Source organism: Microbacterium sp. Ag1, assembly GCF_001005635.1.
GTDB classification, from domain to species: domain Bacteria; phylum Actinomycetota; class Actinomycetes; order Actinomycetales; family Microbacteriaceae; genus Microbacterium; species Microbacterium oxydans.
On sequence record NZ_LBCR01000034.1, the window covers coordinates 200434 to 213118 of the forward strand.

Annotated in this window: 9 protein-coding genes, 1 pseudogene and 2 riboswitches; of the genes and pseudogenes, 2 read left to right on the forward strand and 8 right to left on the reverse strand. The window is 66.9% G+C overall.

Annotation, left to right across the window (positions count from 1 at the left end):
• Positions 1-110: 110 nt before the first annotated feature.
• From gcvP to AAY78_RS17685, 8 genes are all read right to left on the reverse strand, one after another.
• Positions 111-2963 carry an aminomethyl-transferring glycine dehydrogenase gene (gcvP, locus tag AAY78_RS17650; protein WP_046749840.1) on the reverse strand — a complete coding sequence of 951 codons (2853 nt, stop codon included), beginning with the start codon at positions 2961-2963 and terminating at the stop codon, positions 111-113.
• A gap of 61 nt (positions 2964-3024) precedes the next feature.
• Positions 3025-3402, reverse strand: coding sequence for a glycine cleavage system protein GcvH (gene gcvH, locus AAY78_RS17655; protein ID WP_046749583.1), 378 nt, complete (start codon positions 3400-3402; stop codon positions 3025-3027).
• Entirely contained in the window at positions 3399-4601 is a 1203-nt protein-coding gene (locus AAY78_RS17660; RefSeq protein WP_046749584.1) for a glycine cleavage system aminomethyltransferase GcvT, read from the reverse strand. The genes gcvH and AAY78_RS17660 overlap by 4 nt, the downstream gene beginning before the upstream one ends.
• Positions 4602-4655: 54 nt before the next feature.
• Positions 4656-4754, reverse strand: a riboswitch (glycine riboswitch).
• A 1-nt stretch (position 4755) separates the two neighbouring features.
• A riboswitch (glycine riboswitch) is annotated at positions 4756-4850 on the reverse strand.
• A gap of 119 nt (positions 4851-4969) precedes the next feature.
• Positions 4970-5845: an ABC transporter ATP-binding protein gene (locus AAY78_RS17665; RefSeq protein ID WP_046749585.1), complete on the reverse strand. Its 876-nt coding sequence runs from the start codon at positions 5843-5845 to the stop codon at positions 4970-4972.
• Positions 5842-6693: an ABC transporter ATP-binding protein gene (locus AAY78_RS17670; RefSeq protein ID WP_046749586.1), complete on the reverse strand. Its 852-nt coding sequence runs from the start codon at positions 6691-6693 to the stop codon at positions 5842-5844. The genes AAY78_RS17665 and AAY78_RS17670 overlap by 4 nt, the downstream gene beginning before the upstream one ends.
• Positions 6690-7670, reverse strand: a complete 981-nt coding sequence (locus tag AAY78_RS17675; RefSeq protein ID WP_046749587.1) for an ABC transporter permease — start codon at positions 7668-7670, stop codon at positions 6690-6692. Before AAY78_RS17675 ends, AAY78_RS17670 begins: the two co-directional genes overlap by 4 nt.
• Positions 7663-8658: an ABC transporter permease gene (locus AAY78_RS17680; RefSeq protein ID WP_046749588.1), complete on the reverse strand. Its 996-nt coding sequence runs from the start codon at positions 8656-8658 to the stop codon at positions 7663-7665. Before AAY78_RS17680 ends, AAY78_RS17675 begins: the two co-directional genes overlap by 8 nt.
• A 42-nt stretch (positions 8659-8700) precedes the next feature.
• Positions 8701-10389 (reverse strand): ABC transporter substrate-binding protein, encoded by a 1689-nt coding sequence (locus AAY78_RS17685; protein ID WP_046749589.1) that lies wholly within the window; start codon positions 10387-10389, stop codon positions 8701-8703.
• 268 nt (positions 10390-10657) lie between these two features.
• On the opposite strand from AAY78_RS17685, the gene AAY78_RS17690 reads away from it, so the two are divergent.
• Together AAY78_RS17690 and nadA are read left to right on the forward strand one after the other, a co-directional pair.
• Complete coding sequence (locus AAY78_RS17690; protein WP_046749590.1) at positions 10658-11374, forward strand: NUDIX hydrolase; 717 nt, start codon at positions 10658-10660, stop codon at positions 11372-11374.
• Positions 11371-12684: pseudogene (nadA, locus tag AAY78_RS20295) on the forward strand (quinolinate synthase NadA); the annotation flags it as partial. The gene AAY78_RS17690 and the pseudogene nadA, both read left to right, overlap by 4 nt.
• Position 12685: the final 1 nt, after the last annotated feature.

Consider the following 12685-nt stretch of genomic DNA (forward strand, 5'->3'; position numbering starts at 1 on the left):
GTGGTGACCATCCGTAACACCCGCGAAACACCTGGAAACACCGGGAAACACAGGACGGTGTCGCGCTTCCGCACGGAAGCGCGACACCGTCTGCTCAGATGCGCACCGGCTCAGGCGAAGGCCTCCACCGGCGGGCAGGCGCACACGAGGTTCCGGTCGCCGTACGCCTGGTCGATGCGACGCACGGGCGGCCAGTACTTGCCGGCGACGAGCGCATGGACGGGGTAGGCGGCTTCCTCCCGCGTGTAGGGGTGCTCCCACTCCCCCGCGATGAGGGATACCGCGGTGTGCGGTGCATGCACCAGCGGATTGTCGTCCGCGGGCCAGCGCCCCGCCGCCACGGCTTCCGCCTCGGCCTTGATCATGATCATGGCCTCGATGAAGCGCTCGATCTCATCGAGGTCCTCCGACTCCGTCGGCTCGACCATGAGCGTGCCCGCGACGGGGAACGACATGGTCGGAGCGTGGAAGCCGTAGTCGATGAGGCGCTTGGCCACGTCGTCGACGGTGATTCCGGTCGCCTCCTTGAGCGGACGCAGATCGAGGATGCACTCGTGCGCGACGCGACCGTTCTCCCCCGTGTAGAGCACCGGGAAGTGGCCGCCCAGACGCTCGGCCATGTAGTTGGCGGAGAGCACGGCTGCCGCCGTGGCACGACGAAGACCGTCGGCACCCATCATGCGGACGTACGCCCACGAGATCGGCAGGATCCCCGCGGAACCGTAAGGAGCGGCCGAGATCACACCGCCATCGAACGTGTAGCCGCCGAAGTGCTCGGCGCGCTGTGCGAGCGGGTGCGAGGGAAGGTAGGGGGCGAGGTGCGACTTCGCCGCCACCGGACCGATGCCAGGACCTCCCCCACCATGCGGGATGGCGAAGGTCTTGTGCAGGTTGAGGTGCGAGACGTCGCCGCCCAGGTCACCGAAGCGCGCGTAGCCGAGCAACGCGTTGAGGTTGGCCCCGTCGACGTACACCTGTCCGCCCGCGTCGTGCACGGCGGCCGTGATCTCGACGACCTGCTCCTCGTACACACCGTGCGTCGAGGGGTAGGTGATCATCAGAGCCGAGAGGTCGTCGGCGTGCTGGGCGATCTTCGCGCGCAGGTCGTCGAGGTCGACGTTGCCGAGCTCGTCCGTCGCGACCACGACGACCTTCATGCCCGCGAGTACGGCCGATGCCGCATTCGTGCCATGGGCCGACGAGGGGATGAGGCACACGGTGCGGTGGGTGTCGCCGTTCGCGTGGTGGTACCCGCGGATGGCGAGGAGACCCGCGAGCTCACCCTGCGAACCGGCGTTCGGCTGCAGCGAGACCGCGTCATAACCGGTGACCTCGGCGAGCCAGCCCTCGAGCTGGTCGATGAGCTCGAGGTAGCCCTGCACATCGGCCGCCGGGGCGAACGGGTGGATGCCGGCGAACTCGGGCCAGGTGATGGCAGCCATCTCGGTGGCGGCGTTGAGCTTCATGGTGCACGAGCCCAGCGGGATCATGCCGCGATCGAGTGCGTAGTCTCGGTCGGAGAGACTCTTCATGTACCGCATCATGGCGGTCTCCGAGCGGTGCGAGTGGAACACCGGGTGCGTGAGGTACTCGTCCTGACGGAGCAGGTCTTCCGGGAGCCCCCGCAGCTTGTCCCCGCCGAACATGCCGAACGCGCGGTCGTTCTTGCCGCCGAAGACAGCCGTGACGTGGTGCAGCTCGCCGAGGGTCGTGGTCTCGTCGACGGCGATGCCGACCGTGTCGGCGTCGGCGACGTGCAGCAGGATCCCGTGATCGTCATGGGCCCGAGCGGCGAACTCCGCCGCACGACCGGGCACGCGCACCTGCAGGGTGTCGAAGAAGTCCGCGTGCACGACCTCCACCCCTGCCTCGGTCAGCCAGTCACGCAGCAGCGCCGCCTTCGCCGTGGTCTGGGTCGCGATCTCCCGCAGCCCGTCCGGACCGTGGTACACGGCGTACATCGACGCCATGACGGCGAGCAGCACCTGGGCGGTGCAGATGTTCGACGTGGCCTTCTCGCGGCGGATGTGCTGCTCGCGCGTCTGCAGCGAGAGACGATACGCGGGCTTGCCGTCGGCATCGACCGACACTCCGACGAGGCGACCGGGGAGCTGACGCTCGAGGCCGGAGCGGACGGCCATGTAGCCGGCGTGCGGACCGCCGAAGCCCATCGGCACGCCGAAGCGCTGGGTCGTGCCGACTGCCACGTCGGCGCCGAGTGAGCCGGGAGAGGCGATGAGGGTGAGAGCGAGCAGATCGGCGGCCGCGACCGCGAGAGCGCCGGAGAGGTGCGCGGCGTCGAACACGGCCGACGGGTCCCAGACGCGCCCGGAAGCGCCGGGGTACTGCACGAAGACACCGAACAGGTCGGCGGGCAGCTCCTCACCCGCGGCGAAATCGACCGTGACGATGTCGATACCGAGAGCTTCCGCGCGCGTGGCGAGCATCGCCTTCGTCTGCGGGAGGGCATCCGCGTCGACCGCGAACACGGTCGACGCGGACTTCGACGCGCGCCGCGAGAGCAGCATCGCCTCGACCACCGCGGTCGACTCGTCGAGCATGGACGCATTGGCCGTCGTGAGCCCGGTGAGTTCGGCGACCATGGTCTGGAAGTTGATGAGCGCTTCCAGACGCCCCTGGGAGATCTCCGGCTGGTACGGCGTGTAGGCCGTGTACCACGACGGGTTCTCCAGCACGTTCCGCTGGATCACCTGCGGCGTGATGGTGCCGTAGTACCCCAGGCCGATCATCGGTCGGTTCACGGTGTTGCGCGAGGCGAGCACCCGCAGCTCGGCGAGAGCCTCGGTCTCGCTCGCGGCAGAGGGGATGCGCGAAGGCGCGTCCGACGAGTCGGACGACGGCCCGGTGTAGATCGACGCGGGCACGGCCTGGCGCATGAGCGCTTCGACCGGGCTCAGCGCGCCATCGGCCCCTGGGGTGTCGAGACCCAGGGCCGCGAGCATCGTGCGCTGCGCGGCATCCGTGGGTCCGATGTGACGATCGGCGAAAGTGACCACTGGTGAATCAGCCCTCCGTGAGTGCGACGTATGCGTCGCGGTCGAGCAGTCCGTCCAGCGCACCGGCTGCAACGGAGACCTTGAGCAACCAGCCGCCCTCGAAGGGCGCGGCGTTCACCAGCGACGGATCGTCGACGGCCGCGTCGTTGATCTCGACGACGGTTCCCGAGACCGGCGCGTAGAGTTCGCCGACCGACTTCGTCGACTCGATCTCGCCGACGACGGCACCTGCGGTCACCTCGGTGCCGACGGCGGGGAGCTCGACGAACACGACGTCTCCCAGCTTCTCGGCAGCGTAGTCGGTGATGCCGATGGTCACGGTGTCGCCGTCGGCGGCGATCCACTCGTGCTCTTCGGTGTAGTGGAGTGCGGCGAGGTCGGTCATTTGGTCCTCCGATAGAAAGGCAGGGCGGTCACGGTCGCGGGGATCTTGGTTCCCCGCACGTCAAGGAATACTGCGGTTCCCTCTTCCGCGGAAGATGGGGTCACGTAGGCCATCGCGATCGGGTGGCCGAGAGTCGGGCTGAGAGCGCCGCTCGTGATCTCTCCGAGCACGGATCCGTCTTCGTCGACGACGGCGTATCCAGCGCGTCCTGCCCGCTTGCCCTCGGCGACGAGGCCGACCAGGACCGGCGCTTCCGATGCCTCTGTCGAGTCCTCGAAGGACGAGAGCGCCTCCTTGCCGACGAAGTGCTCCTTCGCCGTCACGACGACACGGCCGAGTCCGGCCTGCGAGGGGCGGGTGTCGGTGCTGAGCTCGTGGCCGTAGAGAGGCATCCCGGCCTCCAGACGCAACGTGTCCCGGGCGGCGAGGCCCGCAGGAACGAGACCATGCGGTTCGCCGGCAGCCAGCAGAGCGTCCCACAGGGCTGCGGCGTCGCCGGAAGGAACCAGCAGCTCGAAGCCGTCCTCTCCGGTGTAGCCCGTGCGTGCGATGAGCAGAGGCTCCCCGCGGAAGCGCGCGTCCGCCCATGCGTAGTACTTCTGCTCCGCCCAGGGCGTGCTCAGCTCGTCGATGCCCGGCGTCGCAGCGAGAATCGCCTCGGCGGCCGGTCCCTGCACGGCGAGCAGCGCGAACAGGTCGGACACATCCTCCACATCGACACCGCGGTCGCCCAGGAATCCGGCGAAGGTGCGGTCCTCCCCCGGAGCCAGCGGCGGAAGCGCCCGCTCGACGAGCGACGGAAAGTCCCGCACGCGCTTGGCGAATCCCGAGTCCACGAAGCCCCGGTTGCCGGCGTTGGCGATGACGAGGTAGCGGTCCTCCGCGAGCCGATACGCGATGACATCGTCGACGATTCCGCCGTTCTCATTCAGCATCAGCGAGTACTTCGCCTTGCCGACCGTCATGGCGGAGATGCGACCTGCGAGCGCGAAGTCGAGGAACTCGGCCGCCTTCTCGCCCGTGACGAGGAACTCGGCCATGTGCGAGATGTCGAAGATCCCCGCGTTCTGGCGCACGGCGTGGTGCTCGGCGAGGTCGGAGGTGTAACGCACCGGCATCTGCCAGCCACCGAAGTCGGTGAACGACGCGCCGAGTGCCTCATGGCGTTCGCGCAGCGGGGTGTAGCGGGGGTCGGACATGGAGTTCTCCCGGGCTGTGTCGGGCGGAACGGCGGCATCGCCGTTCCTCGGAACTCCCCCTCTGTCATGGGCCTGAGAGCTTCACCCGTGCACGGAGGCGGGGTTTTCACCGTCGGCGGATCCGCACATGAGACGGATCGCTTTTCAGAGTGGCCGGAACCGCGCGGTACGCGTACCTGAGAGATTGGCGGGGAGGCTTGCTCCTTCGGTGCCCGGCTGCGTTCGCCGGGGCTCTCCCGCGTGGGTCATTCGGCCTGTCTTCAGTTGTGGGTTCAGTCTAGCCGGTCGGCCCGTCGGTGCCGGATTCGCTCGACGCGCGTTCGAATCGCGATTCGAAAGCGCGATTCGAAAGGGGGGGTGCGGTGCGGCTATCCGCTGATGCCGAGTTCGGTTCGGACCTCGTCGCGGAGGCGGCCGAGGTTGTCGGGCTCGGGCGCGGCTCCGAGGAGGGTCTTGGTGTACTCGTGCTGCGGGTTGAGGATGACTTCGTCCGCGGGGCCCCGCTCGACGACATCGCCCTTGTAGAGCACCATGATCTCATCGGAGAAATGCCGTGCGGTCGCGAGGTCGTGCGTGATGTACAGCACCCCGAGGTTCTCCTCCCGCTGCAGATCCGCGAGCAGGTTCAACACGCCCAGCCGGATCGACACGTCCAACATGCTCACCGGTTCGTCGGCGACGATGAACCGCGCCCCCGGGGCCAGTGCCCGTGCGATCGCGACGCGCTGCCGCTGCCCACCCGACAGCTCATGCGGGCGACGCTCCGCAAAGCTCTCCCCCGGGCTGAGCCGCACCCGCTCCAACAACTCCACCGCCCTGGCACGCACCTGCGCACTGGAGAGCTGCGGGTGATGCAGGCGGATCGGCCGCTCCAAATGATGCACGATCGTGTGGAACGGGTTCAACGACGCGAACGGGTCCTGGAACACCATCTGCACATCCGCGCGATACGCCTCCAACGCCCGCCCCCGAGTCCCGGACGGTTTACCGTCGAGGAGGATCTCCCCACTGGTGGGGGTCTCCAACTTCATCAGCATCCGCGCGATCGTCGACTTCCCCGACCCCGACTCCCCCACCAGAGCGACCGTCTTCCCGGCCTCGATCGTGAACGACACATCCTTCACCGCATGCAGGATGCTCGTCCTGAACCCGGAACGCAGGTGGAAGTCCTTGACGAGGTTCCGCGCCTCCAGCGTCGCCTTCTCCGGCACCGTCGTCCCGGTGCTATTCGTATGGGTGGTCATCGGACGCCCTCCTGGCTCACACCGGTACGCACGAAATCGCCCCGCTCACCCTTCAACGACGGGAAACTCGACAACAACCGTCGCGTGTACTCATGCTGCGGGGAACGATAGATCTCCTCCGCCGTCCCCTCCTCCACGATCTGCCCCTGCAACATGATCGCGATCCGGTCACTGATCTCGATCAACATCGGCAGATCATGCGTGATGAAGATCACCGCGAACCCGAGCTTCTCCCGCAACCGCATGATCTCCCGGATGATGCCGCGCTGCACGACCACATCCAACGCCGTCGTCGGCTCATCCATGATCATCACCTGCGGATCCAACGCCAGAGCCATCGCGATCATCATCCGCTGACGCATACCCCCGGACAACTCATGCGGGAAACTCGACAACCGGGACGGATCCACCCCCACCAACGTGAGCAGCTCCTCCGCCCGCGCCGTCTTCGCCTTCTTACTCATCCCAGGACGATGCGTGTCGAAGATGTCGAAGATCTGCGCCCTCACACTGATCACCGGATTCAACGAGTTCATCGCGCCCTGGAACACCATCGAGATCTTGTCCCACCGGAACGCCCGCAGACCCTCCCCATCCAAACCCACGATGTCGATGTCATGACCGTCCCGATCATGGAACACGATCTCCCCGCCCGTCATCAACGCCGGCGCCTTCAACAACCGGTTCATGCCGTACGCGAGAGTCGTCTTCCCACACCCCGACTCCCCCGCCAACCCCAGAATCTCCCCACGATTCAACGTCAGCGAGACATCCCGCACGGCCTTCACCGGCGGATCCACCTCATACTCGATCGACACATTCCGCGCCGTCAGCACTGGCTCGCTCATGCGGTGACCCCCTTGGTCTTGGCGGCCTTGCGCACGCGGCGCGCGGCTTCTGGCGCATTGCGCAGCTTCGGGTTGATGACCTCGTCGATGGCGAAGTTGATCAGAGACAGACCGGCGCCGAGGAGCGCGATCATGAGTCCCGGCGGGACGAACCACCACCAGGCCCCACGTCCGAGCGCCTGCCCCGACTGGGCGTCGTTGAGGATCGATCCCCAGGTGATCGACGAGTTGGGTCCGAGGCCGAGGTACGACAGGCCGGCCTCGCCGAGGATCGCGAAGATGATCGCGAAGAGGAACTGGGCCGTCAGCAGCGGCAGCAGGTTCGGCATGATCTCGACGAGGATGACGCGGAACGACCGCTCGCCCGCGACCTTCGAGGCGTAGACGTAGTCGCGTGTGCGGAGCGAGCGCGTCTGCAGCCGGAGCACGTACGCCGCCCCGGCCCAGGAGGTGATGCCGAGCACGAAGGCGACGAGCTGCCAGCTGCGCTGCGGGACGAACGAGGCGATGACCATCACCAGCGGCAGTCCGGGGATCACGATCATGACGTTCGTGAGCAGGGCGAGGCCGTCTTCACGCCACCCACCCAGGTAGCCGGCGAGCACGCCGAACAGGAGGGAGAGGACGATCGCGATGCTGCCGGCCGTCACGCCGATGAGCAGCGAGCCCTGGGCACCGGTCGCGAGCTGGGCGAACATGTCGTTGCCGAGCTTGGTCGTGCCGAGCCAGTGCTCGGCCGACGGCGGCTGAAGCGCTGGGTTGGCCGTGCTCCGCGGGTTCTGGGAGAAGATCGGCGCGATGATCGCGAACAGCACGATCGCCAGCACGATGCACACGCCCACGATGAACTTCGGCGAGGTGCTGGGCAGGACGCGGCGACGCTTTCGATCCTGACGCTGTGTGGCGAGAGCGACGGTGCCCTCAGGGGCGACGGTGGGTGGCTCCTCCGTGAGGAGCGGGTTCTTCGTGTCAGACATTCTGGCGAGCCCTCGGGTCGATGAAGCCATAGACGAGGTCCATGATGAAGTTGGCGGCGAGCACCGTGAGCGTGATGACGAGGAACAGCCCCTGCATCAGCGCGTAGTCGTTGTTGGTCACGGCCTGGAACATCAGCTTGCCGATGCCGGGGTAGGTGAACACCTGCTCCATGACGATGGAGCCGGCCACGACGAAACCGAGCGTGATCGAGAAGCCGGCGATCGAGGGGATCGCGGCGTTGCGGGCAGCGTAGGCGGTGAGCACCCGGCGCGGGCGCAGGCCCTTGGCCTCGGCCGTGAGCACGTAGTCCTCGGCGAGCGTCGAGACCATCATGTTGCGCATGCCGAACATCCAGCCGCCGACCGAGCTGATCACGATGGTGACGGCGGGAAGGATGGCGTGGGCGACGGCGTCGCTGAAGAAGGCCCACGTCGGCTCGGGGCCGTCGGGGAAGTCGAACACGTCGTAGCCGCCGAAGATGGGGAACCAGCCGAGGCCGACCGCGAACACCGCCACCAGGATCAGCGCCATCCAGAAGTACGGGATCGACTGCAGCACGGTCGTTGCCGGGATCAGGTGGTCGACCCAGGTGCCGCGCTTCCAGCCGGCCCAGGCCCCGAGCACGACGCCGAGGACGAAGGAGATGACCGTCGCGGTGCCGACGAGGATGAGCGTCCAGGGAAGAGCACCGGCGATGAGCTCCGTCACCGGGGTGGGGAACTTCGTCACCGAGACGCCGAGGTCGCCCTGGAACATCCGCCCCCAGTACGCGAGGTACTGATCCCACAGCGACGAGTCGTCGCCGCCGAGCAGGAGCCTGATATTGCGGATGGTCGTCTCTGAGACGTCGCCGCCCGCCCGCTGCATCTTGGCGATCATGATGTCGGCGGGGTTTCCCGGCATGAGCCGGGGAAGAAAGAAGTTGATGGATATCGCGGCCCAGAGCGTGAACGCGTAGAACCCGATTCTTCGTGCATAGAACTTCATGTCACTGTTTCCTGACTTCCTTCTTCCCCGACTCCTCTCGTGTTACTTGACCGGCTGCAGCTGCGTCAGGACGTAGCCTGCCGCGATCGCACCCCAGGACGGCGGGAAGGCGTAGAGGTCTTCCTCCGTCGGCCAGCCCGTGTAGTCCTTCGTGTTGTAGAAGGTCTGCGTCGCGTTGATGACGAGCGGGATGTAGGGCAGGTCACGCACGATCTCGGTCTGGATCGTGGCGTACAGCTCCTTCTTCGTCGCCTCGTCGTTCGTGCTGATCGCCGACTGGATCGCCGTGTCGACGACCGGGTTGCTGTAGCGGCTGAAGTTCCAGCGTCCTGCGGGGATCTCGGTGCCGACCGGGGTCGTCGACTCGACGGCCGTGCCGCCGAACCAGTCGCGGTAGATCTGGAACGGGTCGGCGACGGACGTGCCGATCACACCACCCATGATCAGCTGGAACTCGCCACCCTGACGGGAATCGGAGAACTCCTGCCACTGCACCGTCGATGCCGTGATCTTGATGCCTGCGGCCTCGGCCTGCTCGGCGATCAGCTTCGCGGCGTCGTTGTAGTCGGTCCAGCCGTCGACCGAGGTGAGCGTGAGCTCGAGCGGAACCCCGCCCTTCTCGTAGATGCCGCTCGAACCCTTGGTGTAACCGGCGGCCTCGAGGATCGAACCGGCCTCGGCGGCGTTGGCCTCCTGCGGGCTGACCTCGTTGGCCGGGTCGGCGAGCCACTTCTCGTCACGCGGCAGCAGCGTGAAAGCCGGCGAGATGTCGCCCGTGAGGCCGACGAATGCCTTGTCCTTGATGATGCCGCGGTCGATCGCCACGTTGAGCGCCTGACGCACCGCGACGTCCGTCTGCGGGCCGGTGCAGCCGAGCTCGGCGTTCGAGCAGGTGTAGAGCACCGTCGGGTCCTGCGGGGTGTTGATCCAGTCGATCTTGCCGTTGCCGGTCACGTCATCCGGGTTGGGGATGAACATGCCGGTCCAGTCGAGCTTGCCGGCGGCGAGCAGGTCCTGTGCCGTCTGGTTGTTGTCGACCGCGATGTACTGGACCTTCTTGACGCCGAGCTTGTCGGCATCGCGGTAGTTCTTGTTCGCGACGAGGGTGTAGGACTCGCTCGTGGTCTTGTCGACCACGTAGGGGCCGGATCCGACGGGCTCTTCGTTCGTGAAGTTGGCGAAGTCCTTGACGTCCTTCCAGACGTGCTCGGGGAGGATGTAGCTCGACCCCATCCGCTGGAACTCGGTCGTGTACTGGGCAGACGAGTACGTCAGCACGGCGGTGGTGTCGTCCGTGGCCTCGGCGGAGATCAGACCGTTGCCCTCGGGGTTGTTGGCCTCGTAGTTGAACGAGAACGCGACGTCCTTGGCGGTCAGGGGCTCACCGTCGCTCCACTTGAGGTCGGGCTTGATGGTGACCGTGATCACCGTGCCGTCCTCGTTGTACTCGAACGAGTCGCCGATCAGGCCGACCGGCTCGGAGTCCGCGGTCTTGTTGTAGAAGAACAGCGGCTCGTAGATCGGTCCGAGCGCGCCGTGGAGCACGGTCGGAGCGAACGGGTTGTAGTTCGCGGCGATGGGGGTCTGGCTGCCGGCCCAGACACGCAGGGCCTTGTCGCCATCGGCGTTGCCACTGTCGCTGCCGCCGCCACAGGCGGTGAGGCCTAGGGCGAGGACGGATGCACCGGCAATCGCGGTGAGCGCGATCTTGCGCCTTCCGTTACGGATCATTTCTCTTGTTTCCTCTCGGTGCTGCACTGCAGGAGGGATCGCTCCGGATGGAGCAGAACCCCGGAGGTGGGGTTCTCGGGCCCGGGGAGACGACCGGCGGCCACTCCCGACGGGGTTTGTTAGGACAGTAACCTAACAAACCCCGTCCTCGTGGACAAGCCTCCTCGCGCTCCCCAGATAACGTTTCGGACTCAGCCCGAATCCTCGTCACAGAGGACCACTAAGAGTCTCGATGACACTAAGATCGACATCGGAGGTTAAGGTGCGAATGACTCAAAGCGGTGACATCCGAGTCGCCGTCTCGACGGTGATCCTGACGCTGCGGAGGACCGACGACGGACGGGCGGTGCTCTCCCTGCCCCTCGTGCTGCGCACGCGCGAGCCCTTCGCCGGCCAGTGGGCACTCCCCGGAGGTTGGCTCACCTCGACGGAGTCTCCCGTCGACGCCGCGGCCCGCACCCTCGCCGAGACAACGGGACTCGCCCCCAGCTACCTCGAGCAGCTGTATGCCTTCGGAGCGGTCGACCGCTCCCCCACGCGGGTCGTCTCCATCGTGTACTGGGCCCTGTTGCGGCAGGACGACGTGACCGCGCAGAGCGCCGCACATCGCGCAGCCGGCCACTATCCCGAGAACGTCCGCTGGTTCGACATCGAGGAGCTGCCGGACCTCGCGTTCGACCATGACCGGATCGTCGAGTACGCGCTGTGGCGACTGCGCAACAAGGTGGGGTACAGCCGAGTCGCACAGGGGTTCCTCCCCGCCGAGTTCACGCTCGCCGAGTTGCGCGAAGCCTACGAATCGATCCTCGGACGCGCCCTCGACCCCGCCAACTTCCGTCGCCAGGTGGAGGCGGCGGGCAATCTGCTCCCGACCGACCGGTTCCGCACCGGAAGCCACCGGCCCGCACGTCTGTATCGCGACAACACCGACATCGAGCTCGCCGATCGCGGCCCGCTCCGACCCGAGGAAACGAGCATCCGATGAGCATCACCTTCGTCCCCGCTCCCGCCGTACCACCGCTGGACCCCTCCGTCGACCATGCGATCCGGGCGATCGTCACCGGCGCGTCCACGGACGCCACGTGCGCGACGGATCTCGCCGCAGGACCGTGGGACTTCGACGCGCGGCCCGGATACGGACCGGGCTCATCGATGGGAGACGTGATCCCGACCGGTGCCCCGCGACAGGGCGAGCTGCCTTCCGAGTACCGCGAGGCTTCGGAAGAGGAACTCGACGGGAGGATCCGGGCGGCGAAGGCCACGCTCGGCGACCGGGTGCTGATCCTCGGGCACTTTTATCAGCGCGAAGAGGTCGTGCAGCACGCGGACTACGTCGGGGACTCGTTCCAACTGGCGACGGCGGCGAAGGGCAGAGCCGATGCCGAGGCGATCGTGTTCTGCGGCGTGCACTTCATGGCCGAGACCGCCGATCTGCTCTCGCAACCCGATCAGGCGGTGATCCTCCCCAATCTCGCCGCGGGGTGCTCGATGGCCGACATGGCCGACATCGACCAGGTCGAGGAGTGCTGGGAGCAGCTCGAGGACGTCTTCGGAGACCTCGCGGCCGCAGACGCCGACGGCCGCGTGCCCGTGATCCCCGTGACGTACATGAACTCCTCGGCGGCGATCAAGGGCTTCGTCGGGCGACACGGCGGGATCGTGTGCACGTCGTCGAATGCGCGGACCGTGCTGGAGTGGGCATTCGAGCGGGGGCGGCGGGTCCTGTTCTTCCCCGACCAGCATCTGGGCCGCAACACCGCCAAGGCCATGGGAGTGCCGCTCGATCAGATGCCCATGTGGAACCCGCGGCGAGCGCTGGGCGGCTCGTCCGCCGAGCAGTTGCTCGACTCGCGTGTCATCCTGTGGCACGGGTTCTGCTCCGTGCACCGACGCTTCACGGTCGACCAGATCGACCAAGCGCGCACCGATCACCCCGGTGTACGCGTGATCGTGCACCCCGAATGTCCGATGGAGGTCGTCGACGCCGCCGACGAAGCAGGGTCGACCGAGTACATCCGCCGGGCGATCGACACGGCGACCGAACCGACCACCTTCGCGATCGGCACCGAGATCAACCTCGTCCGTCGACTCGCTGCGCAGTATCCGCAGCACGAGATCTTCTGCCTCGACCCCGTGGTGTGCCCGTGCTCGACGATGTACCGCATCCACCCCGGCTACCTCGCGTGGGTGCTGGAGGAGCTGGTGGCCGGTCGCACGCCGAACCGCATCACCGTGTCCGACGACGTCGCCGCCCCCGCTCGGGTGGCGCTGGAACGGATGCTCGCGGCGAAGCCCC